We start from the raw sequence: 16,962 nt of genomic DNA, 5'->3' as shown, positions 1-16,962 counted from the left end.
ATTCCCAATACAATACAAATAAGAACAGGGCTGCATGACAGATAATCATGTCACATAGCCCTGTTTATTTATAATCATTTAGATAGAAATTTGTCTTCTTAAGTTTATAGTGTTGTCAGTGGACAGATCAGAAATTAAACAATTTAATGATGGGTGCGCAGGCTCGATATCTAAAATTAAAATATTTATTGTTAAACTGTTGATAGGGTACACTAATAACAAAATTAAATTTAAATGGGAGGTGTTTTAATGATTAAAGTTTACAATGTACACTATAGAGTTATGGAATATGCAAATGAAAAATTAGCGAACTTTATAGATTTCTATTACGATTTACTATTTGATTGCGGAGAGGATGAAGAACTGTTATTTATTTTCTTTCCGGATTTAACTGTTCTTGAAAGAAAAGAAAAGTGTTTTCAAACAATAAGAGATTTATATTATTGGTCACGAGATAAGCATATTCATGAGTTGACACCTTTACATGAATACGCAATTTACCACATTTTATTGGCTCATGAGGATCTACATTCTGACTCCGAAGAAAATATTTACGACATGAAAGATATTGATGAGATTCCTTTTAGGGACTCTGAAGAAATGAGCGATGGAGAGTTAATTGAAATGGATTTAATGTACGCAGATACGTTCGATTTTTATTATGAAAACTTATTTCAAGATCATGACTTCAAATATATTGATTTATTATTAAATAGATATATTTTGGGAGATACTAAAGTATTCGAAAATTATGGAATTGATATAAAACTATATGAAGACTTAATACCAATCGATATTTCTCGAAAGTATAGTCATTTATTTGATGAAATAAATGGAGAAAAAATAGAAGTAGCAGATGAGACATTCGTAAGTTCAAGTGATTTGAGTATATTCTTAAAAAGTTTAATAGGACATGTTAATCATGCCCTAGTTAATGAAAACTTAAATCTACTCTTATGGAATGATGATAAAACACCAAAAAATGAAAAGAGTGTTCAAAGTTTGTTTTATAATACTATAGCACCTTTCTGTATACGTAAAAGAGTTAATGTTTCAAGAGAAGTTAATAATGGCCGTGGTCCAATTGATTTTAAATTTGTTTATAATCATGATTATAAGGTTTTAATGGAAATTAAATTGCTGAGTAACACAAATATTTATAAGGGGTTAGAAGCGCAACTTTTGCAATATATGATACAAGAAGACATAAAAAGAGCAATATATCTGGTAGTTGTTTTTTATGATAATGATTTTAAAAAAATTGATAAATTGAAATCTATTGCCGAACAATTAAATCATGATTATGACATAAAAACTGATGTGCAAATCCTTGATGCTAGAAAAACCGCTTTATCCGCTAGTAAGATTAGTAGAGAAGAAATTAGCATGTTCAAAAATATTGAAGAGTAATGTTTAAATTGACTATCAAATGTTAAAGAAACATAACTCGATTAATCCCGTTTCAGAATTACGAGGGTGACCAGCCGAAGACTTAAAAGAAAAAATCCCTCGAACATAAAAGTTCAAGGGATTCAAATTAAACTAGATCAGCAATATCATTGAAATCTACAGTATGAGGTATCTCATCTGCATACATCAGGTTTCGAACCATTGTCAAAAGATCCACGACATCCAAATCATGATAATCTTGATATTCGGCATTCATCTCATAGGTAGGGACATTTCGAATTGTATAGACAGTACCTGAGATTGTCCAGGTTAAATCTTTTTCAACTGGCAAATCATGTGCCAACGTATGTTCCTCCCCAGAAATAGCATCTCTAGATATTGTAATTGTACGCATCATGTCACACCCCTAACATTAGTTAATTTAGGTAATTATACTACAGACTATACCCATAATCCTAGAAATTAATCTGAACCTAGGCGTCTTGTTGGCTCTTCCAATTTTGACAGCACTTCAGAATCCTCAGTATGATATAGAAGACGATTTTCTAGAGAAATGATAATAAGAAAAGCAGCGCCCCATGACAGATGATTCATCAAGGGGCGCTGCTTTTCATTTATTATCTTTTGAATTTAGAAAATAAACCTTACTATAGGTTAAAGGTTATTCAGACAAGCAATTCCTTCGCCTTCTGGATCTGCAGCTTCACTTGCTCAAAACCAGTTCCACCGTACGAGTTACGTCGGTTGACGGCTTCATATGGGGCAAGGACTGTATAAATATCCTCTTCAATAAGTTCAGAGAACGTCTTGTAATCTTCAAGCTTGAGGTCTCGTAAGAAGCAACCTTTCTGGATGCAGTGGAACACCGCACGACCCGTGACATCATGTGCCTCGCGGAACGGCATGCCTTTGGCTGCAAGATAATCGGCAAGTTCTGTGGCATTCGAGAAATCTTGACTCACTGCCTTTTCCAGACGATCTGTATGTACGGTCATCGTGCGTATCATGCCTTCGAAAATCTTCAGTGACCCTGTTACCGTAAGAACGGTGTCAAACATACCTTCTTTATCTTCTTGCATGTCCTTGTTGTACGCAAGCGGAAGTCCTTTCAAAACGGTCAACAAACCGAACAAGTTTCCAAACACACGGCCTGTTTTCCCGCGGATAAGTTCTGCCATATCCGGGTTCTTTTTCTGCGGCATAATGCTGGAGCCAGTTGAAAACGCATCATCCAGTTCAATGAAAGAGAATTCCTGACTTGACCACAGAATGACTTCTTCCGCAAGACGTGAAAGATGCGTCATCAGAAGCGACGAACTGCTTAAAAACTCGACGATAAAATCACGGTCACTCACCGCATCTAAGCTGTTCTCGTATACACCAGAGAACCCGAGGAGCTCTGCAGTACGCGCACGATCGATCGGAAACGTCGTACCGGCAAGTGCACCTGCGCCGAGCGGAGACAAGTCCGTTCGCTTAAGACCGTCTACAAAGCGCGCTTTGTCTCGCTCGAGCATCCAGAAATACGTCATCAAATGGTGACCAAATGAGATCGGCTGGGCACGTTGAAGATGTGTATAGCCAGGAGCGATTGTATCCACATGGGCTTCCGCCTGGTGGACAAGAGTTTGTTGAAAGCTAGAGATCAACTCAATAATTTCATTTGTACGTGTCTTTAAATACAGATGCATATCAGTCGCGACTTGGTCATTTCGACTGCGTCCCGTGTGCAGCTTCCCGCCTACGGGTCCAATCAAATCAATTAAATGTTTTTCTAGATTCAAATGAATGTCTTCTTGCGCAACAGAGAATTCAAGTTCGCCGGCAGAAGCTTTTGATTGGAGTTGGTGTAAACCTTCTGAAATCAGCCGAGCTTCCTCATCTGAAAGAATTCCACTTTCCCCAAGCATCTGGACATGTGCAAGACTTCCTGTGATGTCTTCCATCACGAGTGCCTGATCGAATCCAATGGAAGCGCCAAATTCATCGACCCATTCTTCTGCCGTCTTTTGAAATCGGCCGCCCCATAGTTTCGTCATACCGTCACCTTCTCCTCTATCCCTTTGTTCACCACTGCATGGACTTTTGTTGGTAAGCCCCAAAGTTCGATAAATCCAACTGCTGAAGCATGATTGAACGCATCGTCCGTTGAGTACGTTGCCAGTTTTTCATCATATAGAGAATTTGGCGACTTACGTCCTTCCACAATGGCATGTCCTTTAAAGAGTTTTACACGGACTGTACCGTTCACGTACTGTTGCGTTTCTTTTAAGAACGCTTGAAGAGCTGTACGTAGAGGCGAGAACCATAACCCTTCATAGATGAGTTCCGTCAATTTCTTCTCCATGACCGGCTTAAAATGAGCCAGTTCTTTTACCAGCGTGATATCTTCTAATTCTTTATGAGCTACTAATAACGTGTGTGCACCCGGAATTTCATACACTTCACGTGATTTAATTCCAACAAGACGATTTTCCACGTGGTCGATACGCCCCACTCCATGTTTACCTGCGACTTTATTGAGTTCTTGAATCAAGTCACTGAGTAAATAACTTACTCCATTTAAAGCCACGGGAACGCCTTGTTTAAATTCAATTTCAATAATGTCTGGCGTATCGGGCGTATTTTCAAGTGCATTTGTCAGGTCATATGCATCTTCTGGTGGGGCAGCCCATGGATCTTCTAAAATACCGCACTCATTCGCACGACCCCATAAGTTCTGATCAATTGAAAAAGGACTGTCTAAATTGATAGGGATCGGAATGTTCTTTTCTTTGGCATACGCTATTTCTTCATCACGGCTCCATGACCACTCACGCACAGGAGCAATCACTTCAAGATGTGGTGCAAGTGCTTGGAACGATACTTCAAAGCGCACTTGGTCATTTCCTTTACCTGTGCATCCATGAGCAACCGCTGTAGCACCGACTTGTTCGGCTACTTCAACTAACTTTTTCGCAATCAGCGGACGTGACAAGGCAGAGACTAGTGGATATTTTTGTTCATACCATGTATGACCTTGCATAGAGATGAGTGCATATTCATTCGCAAACTCTTCTTTTGCATCGATGACATAGCTTTCAGATGCTCCGATCTTTAATGCTTTCTCTTTGATGAAATCAAGATCTTTTCCTTCACCAACATCAAGACAAACCGCAACTACTTCATATCCTTGATCCTTTAACCACGTAATGGCAACTGACGTATCCAATCCACCTGAATAAGCTAAAACAACCTTTTTCATAAAAAACCCTCCATGTATGTTTATGCATTTTAATTTATCAATATGCACATATTATCACGGATTGTATATTGATACAACTTTTTATTTAATTATTCATATAAAAAGTTGTGTCAGATTATTGTCCCATATGGGGTAGCGTCAGGAAAATGCGGATTTACAACGTTAAGCAAATTACAGTATAAAAAAACGATTCCTTTACAACGTTAGGAACCGATTTTTTTAAATTTGCTTCTTGAGCTAATGCTCCCATTACTTTAAGTATAATTCTTCAATGTGAATTTCAGCTGTAATTAATGAATGGGTATTTTAATCCTCCATTTAATTCTCAAAACTCTTTTTATATCAGTACAAAGCACGACTATTTATTTTCTAAAACTAGCTAAAACGACGCCTATGATTGTAATTACTCCACCAACCAAAGTAATCGGTGTGATGCCTTCATTTAAAACTAAAACCCCTAGAATTACGGTCCAAATCGGTAGTAAATTTATAAATGGAGCAGCAGTTCCTGGTCCTAGTATCTTAACGCCGGCATTCCAAGCTAAGTATGCGACTACTGAGGCAAAGGTACTCACATAAAGTAGGGATACCCAAGCCATTCCATTCATCTGGACAGCATTCATATCAACTGTACCTATACAACTTATTAGACTTAACATCGTTCCATATACCGCCGCCCCTGCTGTAAGTGTTAAAGGATCAGTAACTTTTCCATATATTCTGCCTAAAACCGTGTAAAGCCCCCAAGCGACACAAGATAGTATGATTAATATCTCTCCCAATATCGCATTACCCAATGATTCTACATGTGCTTTTCCTTGTATTAGTATAACGACACCGATTATTGAAATGATGGTACCAATCCAAGCCCTTCCTTTTATTTCTTCTTTTAGTAGGATAAAAGAGAAAATTAATATTGTTGCAGGTATTCCGGCTACAATCATTCCCGCCTGTGAAGAGCTAATTTCTCTTAGACCCATATACGTAGATGTTGAAAAGATAAAGATACCGAAAAAACCAAGAACAAGGAACTCTCTCCATCTTGAAAAGATCGGAAATGGCTTTTTATTAATAACTAGTAATCCCCACAATAGTATGGAAGAAATCCCCCATCTAACGGTATTCAATAAAGTTGGAGGTAGAGCGTCGCTTAAATAACGTCCAGCTATGTAATTACCTGCCCAAAATAATGTAGCTATTAGTAACAAAAGAAATCCTTTTTTCATATTTCAAGTCCTTCTTTCTACACATCTAAAAATTATAAAAAGGGACATTACAATCCCATTTAAGTTGATGTGAAGTTCCGCAGTTGAATAGAATACTTCTGAATCATTTATTTTTACAACCTCTTGTACTGCTATGGAATATAAAGCAGCCTTTCCCTTTAATTTTGTACGTCTTCCCTCATAATCACAATTTAAGACTCCACCACGAGGTAATGCCTGAGAAGCAACTACTATCTATCAGATTACGAGTAATTAATTTTCATCTTACTACACAAAGATCTTTCAGACTAATTCAAGGGATGCGATTCACGTTTTGGACGGTTTATTGCATCATGAAACTGATTTGAGCATTTTACAGACACTACCAACTATCCATATCAAATCTTTGGATTGACCCACCTATTAGGAGTATAGGTTAACAATAAGAATAGAATTAACAGAATATTTTGCACGAATCATAATGTGACAATATTTTCTTTTTTTCGTCCATCTTCGTGTCATTTATGTCGAACCATTTTCCTACTTCGTTTATTTCAGAGTAGGCTATTTCATTATTTTTATACTATTCGTTGAATTCTGATTACTTATTCATTATACTGAATCATTATGAGTAAGGAGGAACTTTATGGACCCAATTAAAGAAAGCGGTTACACCAGAGATTATCCGTATGAAGAGATCGCGAATCGGGATGATTTCAAATCTCTGAAGAGAAAGAAAAACAACTTTATCTTGTATAGCTCTATCTTTTTCTTAATGGCGTATATCGCGCTACCTATCCTCACTTCGTATACGACCCTACTCAACACGCCCGTGATTGGAGACATATCACTCGTATGGATCTATTCACTTCTCTTGTTCGTGATGACGTGGACACTTTGCATGATCTATGTAAAACGTGCAAATGGGTTTGATAAAGAAGCAGAAAAGATTAAAAACGAAGCGATGAATGGGGTGACGAAATGAGTGGAATTGGAATTGCTTTTTTCGTTGCTATTGTGGGGCTTACCTTGTACGTTACATATCTTGCATCAAAACGCACGAACTCAGCAAGCGAATTTTATACAGCAGGAGGCGGGCTAACGGGTTGGCAGAACGGAATTGCCATTGCCGGGGATTATTTATCCGCAGCTTCTTTCCTCGGTATAGCAGGCGCGATTGCCCTTTTTGGATTTGATGGATTCTTCTTCTCTATTGGTTACTTAGTAGCCTATCTCGTTGTTCTCTTTATTGTGGCAGAACCGTTACGAAATCTTGGCCGCTACACGTTGGCGGATATGATTGCCGCACGATTTAACCAAAAGAAAGTACGCGGAGCTGCTGCGGTCAGTACAATCACCATTGTTCTCTTTTATATGATTGCGCAACTGGTCGGTGCAGGTGCACTTATACAATTATTACTTGGAATTGATTACTGGATCGCTGTTTTAATTGTCGGAACGATGATGACAATTTATGTTTTATTCGGTGGAATGGCTGCAACGAGTTGGGTACAAATCATTAAAGCAGTTCTTTTAATGGTTGGAACCGTTCTGATTTCCTTCCTCGTTCTGTGGAAATTCAACTTTAACATTCTGGGAATGTTCTCTGAAATGAAAACGGTAACTACGCACGGAGAAGCTTATTTACATCCAGGTGTCCGCTATACAAATGGTATTGATACCATCTCTATGATGATTGCACTCGTTCTAGGTACTGCAGGATTACCGCATATTTTAATGCGATTCTTTACAGTAAAAGATGCGAAAACAGCACGTAGTTCTGTTGTTTATGCGACTTGGATCGTGGGAATCTTCTATATCTTAACGATTTTCTTAGGTTTCGGAGCTGCTGCTTTTGTAGGTTCAGAAAAAATTGTCGCTGCGAATGCAGCTGGAAACATGGCAGCCCCATTACTGGCTGAAGCACTTGGTGGAGATCTACTCCTCTCCTTTGTTTCTGCTGTAGCGTTTGCTACGATCTTAGCAGTTGTAGCCGGCTTGGTATTATCAGGTGCGTCCGCATTCGCTCATGATTTATATGGTCAAATCATAAAAAAAGGGAAAGCAACTGAAAAAGAGCAAATGATTGCTGCTCGTAGTGCTTCCATTGCCGTTGCTGTTATTTCGATCTTTTTAGCGTTAGGCGCACAAAATATGAACGTTGCGTTTCTTGTGTCGCTCGCTTTCTGTATTGCAGCCTCTGCGAATCTTCCAGTCATTATCTACACCATCTACTGGAGGAAATTCAATACGACGGGTGCACTCACAGCTATCGTATCAGGTCTTGTTTCAGCTTTAGTCCTTGTTATCTTGAGTCCAAACTTATGGGCAGCAGATGGATCGATGCTGTTTACGGGAGAAGCACTGTTCCCACTCACGAACCCAGCCCTTGTATCTGTGCCTGCTGGTTTCCTAGGAGGATTTATTGGGACTCTAATAGGCCAGCGCGCTGACGCAAAGAAGTATGCAGAAGTAGATGTCAAAGCGACGATTGGATTAAAATAAACCGCCTCGGCGGTTTATTTTTTTGCGTAAAAACGCCGTCCCCACTTCTCAACAGTCAGTGGAAATACTTTTGTCAGTTTCGCAAGTACTCCCAGATACCCAGGAATCAGCACTTCCCCTTTTGGTTTCTCCAAAACATCCAGCACTTTCTCTGCCACTTCTTCAATCGACAACAAATGACTGCCAAGTGCTTTTTTATAGTTACCTGTCGTATCCGCCTTGTCGATAAACGGTGTATCTATCGGACCTGGGTGAATGATGGATATTTGTACCGATGAGTCTTGCAGTTCCATGCGCAGTCCTTGGACATAGCCATCTAGCGCGTGTTTCGTCGCTGCATAAACGGAAGCTTTCGGGGTTGCCATCTTGCCTGCGAGTGAGCCAATAAACACAAGATGTCCTTCGCCACGCTGCTGAAAGTGCCTTGAATGGATTGTGGCCAATTGGATAGGAATGGTCATATTCACTAAAATCATATTGTCGATTTCTAGTTTAGAAAGTTCGTGATGATTTTTGAAGTACCCTATTCCTGCATTCAAGATGATGACATCAAACTGATCGAAAGTGATAGCGGCTGGAATGTCTTCCCCACTAGCCATATCCCAATAAATCGTTTGAATGCCTTGCTGTTTCATTGTCTCTAAAATTTTGATATTGCGGCCGGTCACGGTTACTTTATGGCCAGCCTTTAGGAGGGATGATGCTATGTATGAACCTAATCCTCCTGTCCCTCCAGTAATCAACACATGCTTAGACGCTTTGATAGTACATCACTCCGCCTCTATTTTCTGCTAAAACCATACCCTTATCTTCTAAATAATCCACTTGTCCAATCGTTTCAGACAATGTAAGTCCTAGTTCTTTTTCATACACTTTAGGGAAGAGTGTCTGCGTCAATTCAAAAATGGTTTTTGCTTCACCATTTATAAATTCCCGTACTTGTAAAGCCCGTCCGTGCTGTTTAGCAAGTCTCTCACGAACGAGCACATGTACGTTGTCGACGACGTCGCCATGTCCACTATATATTCGTGAAATAGGGAAATCATTTAATCGTTTGAGCGATGCATTGTATTGTAAGAGTGCTTTCGGCCGTTTAGATGCTGGATTGAGTGGTGGTTCAATCAAGGGATTGGAAGAAATATGTTTAATTAAATGGTCACCGCCAATCATCCATTCGTCGTCCCGGTGGTAAAACGACAATTGACTCTGCGCATGTCCGAGCGTCTCAATGACAAGCAATTTCTCATGTCCTGGCACGTGATCGCCTTCCTTTAAAATGAAATCGAGCGGACGATTCCCCATCAGTTTTATGGGCCGTCTCATCTTCTCTATCCAATGATGATAGCTTTCCGGTACCCCTTCTTCTATTAATTGATCCAAATAAAAGGCATCGTGATAGGAAAAAAATGCATCACTCCGCGTGAACCAGACATTGTTATATGCGTGTCCGGAAAGAGGTGCATTTGGAAACAGTTCTGTCCAACCGGAATGGTCGGGATGATGATGTGTGAGAACGACTTGTTCAATATCTTCTGGGCGATAGCCGATTTCTTTTAATTGATATTCGATGGCTTCTCGCGCTTGTTCGGTATTGGGTCCCACATCAACCAAGGTTAGTTGATCTCCCTTTACTAGGTAACTATGTACATCTCCTACAGCAAACGGAGTGGGAATCGTCAATTGGTGAATCATAAGCCGCCTCCTAAAAATGAATGGTTATTCATAGTGTACCTTGTTTCGTACAATACGTCACCTTGTGTCGTTGACATTCTGCTAAGACAATCATATAATTCGAAACAATAAGCAGGAGGAGGCATGACGGATGAATATTGTATTTTTTGGTGCAGGATCCATGGCAGAAGCCATTATCAGTGGGTGGACGGCCTCTCCCACACTTCCTCCTCTATCCATCTGTGTCACCAATAAAAGTGACCATGAGGCGCTCATTCGATTAAAGGAAACCTATGGCGTATCGCTAGTTAGCGATTCTCCAGAAATTCTCGAACAAGCAGACTATATCGTACTCGCCATGAAACCAAAGGATGCTGCGGAGGCATTTCCACTCATCAAAAATCGCATTCCAAAGAACAGTACCATCATTTCTGTACTGGCAGGTATTGATATCGATACGTTAAGCGATTTTTTTACTAATCAGCCGATTATCCGTGTCATGCCAAATACAAGTGCCACTATTGGAAAGAGTGCAACAGCTATCAGTCACAATGCGCTTGTCACAGATACGTCCATACAGCTGATTTCCGAATTGTTCCGGACAATTGGTTCTGTTGAAGTGGTAAAAGACCAAATGATGCATGCCGTCACGGCGTTATCCGGTAGTGGCCCAGCATATATTTACTATGTGACAGAACTACTTGAACGAGCAGCGATGGAGCATGGTTTTACTGCGGAAGAAGCGCGTGCTCTTGTGCTTCAGACGCTAGACGGGGCAGTCTCCATGATGAAAGAAACCAAACAAGAGCCCGCTACACTTAGAAAACGTGTAACGAGCCCTGGTGGGACGACAGAAGCTGGTTTAAAAGCGATGGCCGAATGTGGAATGGAACATGCGATCCTTACCGGTATTGACGCCGCCACAAAACAATCGAAAGTACTCGGTCAGAATGTGAAAGATTCGATTTCTCGCTGACGCGTCAATCTAAACCCTATAAGATCGTCCGCAATGTAACTTGGGCGATCACTAACTTTTAATTCTTCAAGAAGTCGTTGTTCGTCTAATTTTGTGAACCGTGCACTAATATGGTTCACGATGACATGGCGTACACCGGCTTTTTTTGCGACTTCGCCTGCTTCACGAAACGTAGAGTGACCATAACTAGCCGCCAGTTGTTGGCTATCATCATCAAAGGTTGCTTCGTGCACGAGTACATCTGCATGTCTAGCAAGTTGAATCGATGCATCACATTTTTTGGTGTCTCCGAGGATTGTGACGATGAACCCGTCTTGAGGAGGTGATGTTACATCTGCACTCTTGACGAGAGCTCCGTCTTCAAGAACGACATCTGACCCACTTTTTAGCTTTGCAAGAAGAGGACCTTTTGGAACACCAAAAGCCAAGGCTTTTTCGATATCAAGTTTCCCCTCAAGAGGTTTTTGTTCAATGCGATATCCGTAACTTGGAATGACGTGTGCGAGCAGATCCGCAGTGACCACAAATAAGTCGTCTTCAAATACTACGCCTCGCTCGATCTCTATAATCTCAAGAGGATAGGTCAAATGCGTCCGAGAAAGTGAGAGAGCCGTCTGGACAAACTCACGTATCCCAGATGGACCGTAAATCGTTAGTTTCTCTGTGCCGCCTAAAAACGATCGAGAACCAAGAAAACCAGGAAGACCAAAAATGTGGTCACCATGCATATGCGTGATAAATATTTTTTCGATTTTTCGCGGTTTCAACGGTGTTTTCATGAATTGATGCTGCATCGCTTCTCCACAATCAACTAGCCAATAAGTTCCCCGTTCTTCTGATAAATTGACGACGAGAGAGGATGTCGTTCGAAATTTCGATGGCATTCCTGCACTTGTTCCTAAAAATACGAGTTCCATACTTAGTCCTCCTTCCGTTTGTGATCATTTAAAAAGTCTTTACTAAAGCTTGAGGTCGACCCTTCATTTTTAGACAATCTAACTCCCTTACGGATACTCGTCTCACCAAATTTCTTCTGGAGGTCTTGAATCAGTGCGCGCACAGGCTCTTCTTTTGCCACTTGCTGATACGAATCGAAGGTGAGTTGTTCGGTGATTTCACCTGGCTCTTTCAATTGTTGAACCGTCACTCCAACAAGACGTACAGGTTCGCCGTTCCAAAGTTCTGAAAAAAGTTTCTTTGCATATCGCTCGATATCTTCTAAGCGGTAGATAGGTTCTTTAAACGACCGACTTTTTGATCGGTTCTGCCAATCGTAGTAACGGATTTGAACGTGTACAGTATAGCCTACGTATCCTTTTTCCTTTAAGCGGGATGCGACTTTCTTTGAAAGCTTCTCGATATGTTTCATGAGTTCTTTTTTAGAGGTCTCGTCATAAGATAGCGTCATGGAATTTCCGACACTTTTTCGTTCAAATACGGAATCGGGATCCACAGGACGTGCATCCATGCCATGTGCTCTTTTCCATAGCTTTTCACCGTGTTTTCCGAGCGTTTCAATGGCTTGATTCTCGGTCATTTTCGCAAGGTCTCTTATTTTAAGAATTCCCGCTTCTTTTAATTTCTCTGCCGTCTTATCCCCTACCCCGTGCATTTCGCCTACTTCAAGAGGCCAAAGAACATGCGGAACATCTCGTCTTCTTAAAATCGTGATACCCATTGGCTTCTTCATCCTACTCGCCATCTTTGCCAAAAATTTATTCGGGGCAATACCTATTGAACAAGGGAGATCGAGTTCCCGAAGAATGCGCTTTTGAATCGTCTCAGCTAAGGTCACTGCATCACTACCAGTGACGATGTCACTGACATCAACATACCCTTCATCAATCGAAACCGGCTCGACAAGGTTCGTGTACTCTCGCAAGATGGCAAACATCGCTTGAGAGGCAATACGATACCGTTCAAACGTCGGTTGAATCAAAAGAAGCGAAGGGCATTTGCGCTTCGCTTCCCAAACGGGCATCGTGGTATAGACGCCGTACGCACGAGCTTCGTACGAACAGGTGATGATAATCCCTTTGCGTTCTTTTGGATTTCCTGCAACGGCAACCGGTTTGCCTTTTAGTTCCGGGTTATAGGCCTGTTCGACAGATGCAAAGAAGCTATTCATATCTAAATGAAATAGAATGCGTGATTTCTCTGCCATCTGTCTTCCTCCTTTACCCTTTTATAATCAAGTGTTCTACAACGTCTGCAAGTTTCTCGAGCTGTGAGATTGGCATCGTTTCATTGGTTGTATGGATATCTTCATATCCGACAGCTAAGATGACGGTCGGGATGCCGAGGCCATTTAAAATGTTTGCGTCACTGCCTCCGCCACTGCGTTTTAATTCAAGCGGGAGACCAAGCGCTTCGATGACTTCTTGAGCATATACTACGACCTGATCGGATTCCCCGAATGAGAATCCTGGGTACATCAATTCTGTCTTCGTGTCAGCTGAAGCACCTAATGAACGTGCCGTCTCTTCAAAGGTCTTCACCATATGCTCGACTTGCGCATTCAATTTGTCTTCTTGAAGAGATCTTGCTTCCGATAAGATGTTCACTTCCGGACAGACAATATTTGTCGCCTTTCCACCTTCGAATCGACCGATGTTCGCTGTCGTCTCGTCATCAATACGTCCAAGAGACATCGCGGCAATCGATTTTGCGGCTACTGTGATGGCTGAGATGCCTTTTTCCGGAGCCACACCTGCATGAGCCGGTTTTCCTGTAATGGTCGTCCAAAGCTTGGCTTGGTAAGGCGCACCAATGACGATGCCTCCGACTTCGCCGTCGCTATCTAGTGCATATCCGAAATCACTGTCTAAATGAGCAGCGTCAAGTGCTTTTGCCCCTACGAGCCCACTTTCTTCACCTACTGAAATCACAATTTGAAGTTGACCGTGATCTTTTTCTTGCGTGCGACGAACTGCTTCAAACAAAGCCGCAATACCTGCTTTGTCATCCGCACCTAAGATGGTTTCACCTTTAGAAGAAATGATATCTCCTGAGATGACAGCAATTACATTCTCACCTGGTGTGACCGTATCCATGTGAACGGAAAAGAGAAGTTTCGGTTTACTCGGGTTTCCTGCTTTTGTCGCAATCAAGTTCCCCGCACCAAAACCTGTTTTTTCTTTCGCATCGTCTTCCACTACACTAAAGCCGAGCTCTTCTAATTTTTTTAAGAGTAGTTTTGCTATTTGTCCTTCATTTCCAGTCTCAGAGGACGTTTCAACAAGTTCAATGAATTCTTCGATTAGTAGTGACATAGGTCTCTCCTTTATAACGGGATGTTTCCGTGTTTTTTCGTTGGACGTGTCTCTTGTTTGGTACGCATCATTTCAAGCGCTTGAATCAGTTTGATGCGTGTTTCCCGTGGGTCGATGACATCATCCACCATTCCCATGGAGGCCGCAACATATGGATTTGCGAATTTCTCACGGTATTCTTCAATTTTTTCAGCACGAACAGCTTCCGGATCGTCACTTGCCGCAATTTCACGTGCAAAGATGATGTTGGCTGCTCCGTTTGGCCCCATAACCGCAATTTCTGCATTCGGCCACGCAAATACAACGTCCGCACCAATTGATTTAGAATTTAGTGCAACATAAGCTCCTCCGTATGCTTTACGTAAGATGACCGTTAATTTAGGAACAGTCGCTTCTGAATACGCATAGAGAATTTTTGCTCCGTGACGGATGATGCCGCCGTGCTCTTGTTTAATACCTGGGAAAAAGCCCGTTACATCTTCAAATGTGATCAACGGAATGTTGAAAGAATCACAGAAACGAATGAATCGTGCAGCTTTATCCGATGAATCGATGTCGAGTCCGCCGGCCATGACTTTTGGTTGATTACAAATGAGACCCACTGTCTCTCCTTTGATTCGTGAAAAACCAACGACGATATTCCGAGCGAATTCTGCTTGGACTTCCATGAACGAGCCTTTATCAACGACTTGTTCCACGACTTTACGAATATCATACGGGCGAATCGCTTCGAACGGGACAATATCGGCCAAGTCCGGACGCTCATCTGACTCTTCTTCTACTGCTTCAACTGCAGGGCGTTCCGTATTATTCTGTGGAAGGTAGGCAAGTAAACGACGAACATCTGCTAACACTTGCCCTTCTGTCGCTCCTCGGAAATGGGCGTTACCACTGATGGCATTATGTACTTTTGATCCGCCTAAATCTTCAGAAGAAATCTTCTCACCCGTAACCGTCTCAATTACTTTTGGTCCTGTGATGAACATCTGGCTTGTCTCATCCGTCATGAAAACAAAATCGGTGATGGCTGGAGAATATACCGCACCACCAGCACAAGGCCCTAGGATAACGGATATTTGTGGAATCACACCTGAATAGATGGCATTGCGATAAAAAATCTGTCCGTACCCATCAAGTGAAACGACACCTTCTTGAATACGAGCGCCGCCCGAGTCATTGAGACCAATAAATGGAGCTCCATTTTTTGCGGCAAGATCCATCACATTGGCAATTTTTAAAGCGTGCATCTCACCAAGAGCGCCTCCAAATACCGTGAAATCTTGAGAGAACAAATACACGGGTTTACCATGTACTTTCCCATAACCAGTCACCACACCGTCACCTGGCCCCTCAAGGTTGGCCATACCAAAATCTGTCGTTCGGTGTTTGATGAATGGGTTTAATTCCACAAATGTACCTTCATCTAACAATAGTTCAATACGTTCACGAGCTGTCAATTTTCCTTTTTCGTGCTGTTTCTCGATCCGCTCATCCCCACCACCTAGTTCGATGATCCGTTTACGGTCGTAGAGTTCATTTATTTTATCGTACATATCCATTATTTCGTTTCCCCCTTTTGTTTCTCACAGAGCTCGTAAAGCACACCATGTGAAGACTTCGGGTGCAAAAAGGCAACTTGGGCACCACCCGCTCCTTGTTTCGGTTGTTCGTTGATCAAGCGGACGCCATTCACCTTCAATTCATTCAATCGATCTTGAATGGAGGTGACACCAAATGCGACATGATGGATTCCCTGCCCTTTCTTATCGATGAACTGATGGATGGCGCTTTTTTCTGAGAGCGGTTCCAATAGTTCGAGTTTTACATTGCCTCCATCAAGAAAAGCGACTTTCACTTGTTCTGATTCGACTTCTTCGATCGCTAAAAGTGTTAATCCGAGAGTATCCGTATAATAAGGTAGCGTCTCCTCTAGAGAAGCAACTGCGATGCCGATATGATCTACGCGATTCATTCCATCCCACTCCTTTACACAATCTATCTTCTATTGTAGCGATTTCAAAAATAGTTGGCTACCTCTTTTGTCTCTGATAGAATAAGGGGAGAGAATTAGAGGAGCGATGTTAAGATGCGTAATGAAAACTTCCGTAAATTTGTCATTTATATGATGATTGCCGTTATGGTATTATCGAGCTTTGTATTTGGACTTAGCTTCTTGCTATAACAGGCAAAAAAGACTGACGAGTGCACCTCGTCAGTCTTTTTGTTTGGATTAATATTCTTCACAGTGTTCTTCAAATAAGGCTTGGAGGTGTGTGATGACGCTCATTGGATCATGTCCTTCAATTTCATGACGGCCGACTTCTGCAACCATCTGACCGTCTTTGACAAGTACGAAGGATGGAGAGGACGGTAAGTGCTCATCCCCAAATTTGTCACGTGCATAGAATGTAGCTTCTTTATCTTGACCGGCAAATACAGTCACTAGGTGGTCTGGGCGACGATCGTAATGCACCGCGTTTGTTGCTGCTGGACGGGCGATTCCTCCAGCACATCCACAAACAGAGTTGACCATAAACAAAGTCGTTCCTGGACGATCAAGAGCCATATCTACGTCTTCCGGTGTACGCAGTTGCTCGTAGCCTGCTGCGTCCATTTCTTTACGTGCAGTTGTTACGATTTCATTCATATATAGATTAAAATCCATACTCATGTGTAAAC

At 41.7% G+C, this 16,962-nt stretch carries 17 protein-coding genes and 1 pseudogene; 6 read left to right on the top strand and 12 right to left on the bottom strand.

What is annotated here, in order from left to right; genetic code table 11:
- Nucleotides 1–249: 249 nt before the first annotated feature.
- Nucleotides 250–1,410, top strand: a complete 1,161-nt coding sequence (locus ACFO0S_RS14235) for a hypothetical protein (protein WP_378142757.1) — start codon at nt 250–252, stop codon at nt 1,408–1,410.
- Between the two features lie 127 nt (nt 1,411–1,537).
- On the opposite strand, the gene ACFO0S_RS14230 is transcribed toward ACFO0S_RS14235, so the two are convergent.
- From ACFO0S_RS14230 to ACFO0S_RS14215, 4 genes are all read right to left on the bottom strand, one after another.
- On the bottom strand, nt 1,538–1,804 hold the full coding sequence (locus tag ACFO0S_RS14230) for a hypothetical protein (protein ID WP_378142756.1): 267 nt from the start codon (nt 1,802–1,804) through the stop codon (nt 1,538–1,540).
- Nucleotides 1,805–2,075: 271 nt separating this feature from the next.
- Nucleotides 2,076–3,449 carry an argininosuccinate lyase gene (gene argH, locus ACFO0S_RS14225; RefSeq protein WP_378142755.1) on the bottom strand — a complete coding sequence of 458 codons (1,374 nt, stop codon included), beginning with the start codon at nt 3,447–3,449 and terminating at the stop codon, nt 2,076–2,078.
- Complete coding sequence (locus tag ACFO0S_RS14220) at nt 3,446–4,654, bottom strand: argininosuccinate synthase (protein WP_378142754.1); 1,209 nt, start codon at nt 4,652–4,654, stop codon at nt 3,446–3,448. Before ACFO0S_RS14220 ends, argH begins: the two co-directional genes overlap by 4 nt.
- A 362-nt stretch (nt 4,655–5,016) precedes the next feature.
- A complete protein-coding gene (locus ACFO0S_RS14215) occupies nt 5,017–5,880 on the bottom strand; it encodes a DMT family transporter (protein WP_378142753.1) in 864 nt (287 codons plus the stop codon).
- Nucleotides 5,881–6,136: 256 nt separating this feature from the next.
- On the opposite strand from ACFO0S_RS14215, the pseudogene ACFO0S_RS14210 reads away from it, so the two are divergent.
- The 3 genes and pseudogenes from ACFO0S_RS14210 to ACFO0S_RS14200 all read left to right on the top strand — a co-directional run.
- Nucleotides 6,137–6,288, top strand: a pseudogene (locus tag ACFO0S_RS14210) (Tn3 family transposase); the annotation flags it as partial.
- Nucleotides 6,289–6,505: 217 nt separating this feature from the next.
- Complete coding sequence (locus ACFO0S_RS14205; RefSeq protein WP_378142752.1) at nt 6,506–6,844, top strand: DUF485 domain-containing protein; 339 nt, start codon at nt 6,506–6,508, stop codon at nt 6,842–6,844.
- Nucleotides 6,841–8,364 carry a solute symporter family protein gene (locus tag ACFO0S_RS14200; RefSeq protein WP_378142751.1) on the top strand — a complete coding sequence of 508 codons (1,524 nt, stop codon included), beginning with the start codon at nt 6,841–6,843 and terminating at the stop codon, nt 8,362–8,364. The genes ACFO0S_RS14205 and ACFO0S_RS14200 overlap by 4 nt, the downstream gene beginning before the upstream one ends.
- 14 nt (nt 8,365–8,378) lie before the next feature.
- On the opposite strand, the gene ACFO0S_RS14195 is transcribed toward ACFO0S_RS14200, so the two are convergent.
- Nucleotides 8,379–9,110: an SDR family NAD(P)-dependent oxidoreductase gene (locus tag ACFO0S_RS14195; RefSeq protein ID WP_378142750.1), complete on the bottom strand. Its 732-nt coding sequence runs from the start codon at nt 9,108–9,110 to the stop codon at nt 8,379–8,381.
- Between the two features lie 4 nt (nt 9,111–9,114).
- The gene (locus ACFO0S_RS14190) at nt 9,115–10,056 is read right to left on the bottom strand and encodes an MBL fold metallo-hydrolase (RefSeq protein ID WP_378142749.1); all 942 of its coding nucleotides are present in this window, start codon (nt 10,054–10,056) and stop codon (nt 9,115–9,117) included.
- 130 nt (nt 10,057–10,186) lie between these two features.
- Between ACFO0S_RS14190 and proC the strand changes: the two genes are divergently transcribed.
- Nucleotides 10,187–11,011, top strand: a complete 825-nt coding sequence (gene proC / locus ACFO0S_RS14185) for a pyrroline-5-carboxylate reductase (protein ID WP_378142748.1) — start codon at nt 10,187–10,189, stop codon at nt 11,009–11,011.
- Here proC and rnz read toward each other — a convergent pair.
- The 5 genes from rnz to mce are packed head-to-tail and all read right to left on the bottom strand — an operon-like array spanning nt 10,981 to nt 16,255.
- Nucleotides 10,981–11,928 (bottom strand): ribonuclease Z, encoded by a 948-nt coding sequence (gene rnz, locus ACFO0S_RS14180; protein WP_378142747.1) that lies wholly within the window; start codon nt 11,926–11,928, stop codon nt 10,981–10,983. The genes proC and rnz overlap by 31 nt on opposite strands.
- A 2-nt stretch (nt 11,929–11,930) precedes the next feature.
- On the bottom strand, nt 11,931–13,175 hold the full coding sequence (locus tag ACFO0S_RS14175; RefSeq protein ID WP_378142746.1) for a DNA polymerase IV: 1,245 nt from the start codon (nt 13,173–13,175) through the stop codon (nt 11,931–11,933).
- Between the two features lie 13 nt (nt 13,176–13,188).
- Complete coding sequence (locus tag ACFO0S_RS14170) at nt 13,189–14,283, bottom strand: M20/M25/M40 family metallo-hydrolase (protein WP_378142745.1); 1,095 nt, start codon at nt 14,281–14,283, stop codon at nt 13,189–13,191.
- An 11-nt stretch (nt 14,284–14,294) separates the two neighbouring features.
- Nucleotides 14,295–15,842: an acyl-CoA carboxylase subunit beta gene (locus tag ACFO0S_RS14165; RefSeq protein WP_378142744.1), complete on the bottom strand. Its 1,548-nt coding sequence runs from the start codon at nt 15,840–15,842 to the stop codon at nt 14,295–14,297.
- On the bottom strand, nt 15,842–16,255 hold the full coding sequence (gene mce / locus ACFO0S_RS14160) for a methylmalonyl-CoA epimerase (protein WP_378142743.1): 414 nt from the start codon (nt 16,253–16,255) through the stop codon (nt 15,842–15,844). Before mce ends, ACFO0S_RS14165 begins: the two co-directional genes overlap by 1 nt.
- A gap of 114 nt (nt 16,256–16,369) precedes the next feature.
- Between mce and prli42 the strand changes: the two genes are divergently transcribed.
- Entirely contained in the window at nt 16,370–16,465 is a 96-nt protein-coding gene (prli42, locus tag ACFO0S_RS14155) for a stressosome-associated protein Prli42 (protein WP_378142742.1), read from the top strand.
- Between the two features lie 48 nt (nt 16,466–16,513).
- Here prli42 and ACFO0S_RS14150 read toward each other — a convergent pair whose 3' ends face one another.
- The gene (locus ACFO0S_RS14150) at nt 16,514–16,954 is read right to left on the bottom strand and encodes a BrxA/BrxB family bacilliredoxin (protein ID WP_378142741.1); all 441 of its coding nucleotides are present in this window, start codon (nt 16,952–16,954) and stop codon (nt 16,514–16,516) included.
- Nucleotides 16,955–16,962 lie beyond the last annotated feature (8 nt).

Source organism: Chryseomicrobium palamuruense, assembly GCF_042649045.1.
GTDB lineage: Bacteria > Bacillota > Bacilli > Bacillales_A > Planococcaceae > Chryseomicrobium > Chryseomicrobium palamuruense.
Note: the sequence above shows the minus strand (reverse complement) of the source record. Positions and strands in the feature narration are given on the sequence as shown.

Coding starts and splice junctions, on each gene's coding strand:
- ACFO0S_RS14235 (WP_378142757.1), top strand. CDS start 250: ATGATTAAAGTTTACAATGTACACTATAGAGTTATGGAATATGCAAAT.
- ACFO0S_RS14230 (WP_378142756.1), bottom strand. CDS start 1,804: ATGCGTACAATTACAATATCTAGAGATGCTATTTCTGGGGAGGAACAT.
- argH (WP_378142755.1), bottom strand. CDS start 3,449: ATGACGAAACTATGGGGCGGCCGATTTCAAAAGACGGCAGAAGAATGG.
- ACFO0S_RS14220 (WP_378142754.1), bottom strand. CDS start 4,654: ATGAAAAAGGTTGTTTTAGCTTATTCAGGTGGATTGGATACGTCAGTT.
- ACFO0S_RS14215 (WP_378142753.1), bottom strand. CDS start 5,880: ATGAAAAAAGGATTTCTTTTGTTACTAATAGCTACATTATTTTGGGCA.
- ACFO0S_RS14205 (WP_378142752.1), top strand. CDS start 6,506: ATGGACCCAATTAAAGAAAGCGGTTACACCAGAGATTATCCGTATGAA.
- ACFO0S_RS14200 (WP_378142751.1), top strand. CDS start 6,841: ATGAGTGGAATTGGAATTGCTTTTTTCGTTGCTATTGTGGGGCTTACC.
- ACFO0S_RS14190 (WP_378142749.1), bottom strand. CDS start 10,056: ATGATTCACCAATTGACGATTCCCACTCCGTTTGCTGTAGGAGATGTA.
- proC (WP_378142748.1), top strand. CDS start 10,187: ATGAATATTGTATTTTTTGGTGCAGGATCCATGGCAGAAGCCATTATC.
- rnz (WP_378142747.1), bottom strand. CDS start 11,928: ATGGAACTCGTATTTTTAGGAACAAGTGCAGGAATGCCATCGAAATTT.
- ACFO0S_RS14175 (WP_378142746.1), bottom strand. CDS start 13,175: ATGGCAGAGAAATCACGCATTCTATTTCATTTAGATATGAATAGCTTC.
- ACFO0S_RS14170 (WP_378142745.1), bottom strand. CDS start 14,283: ATGTCACTACTAATCGAAGAATTCATTGAACTTGTTGAAACGTCCTCT.
- ACFO0S_RS14165 (WP_378142744.1), bottom strand. CDS start 15,842: ATGGATATGTACGATAAAATAAATGAACTCTACGACCGTAAACGGATC.
- mce (WP_378142743.1), bottom strand. CDS start 16,255: ATGAATCGCGTAGATCATATCGGCATCGCAGTTGCTTCTCTAGAGGAG.
- prli42 (WP_378142742.1), top strand. CDS start 16,370: ATGCGTAATGAAAACTTCCGTAAATTTGTCATTTATATGATGATTGCC.
- ACFO0S_RS14150 (WP_378142741.1), bottom strand. CDS start 16,954: ATGAGTATGGATTTTAATCTATATATGAATGAAATCGTAACAACTGCA.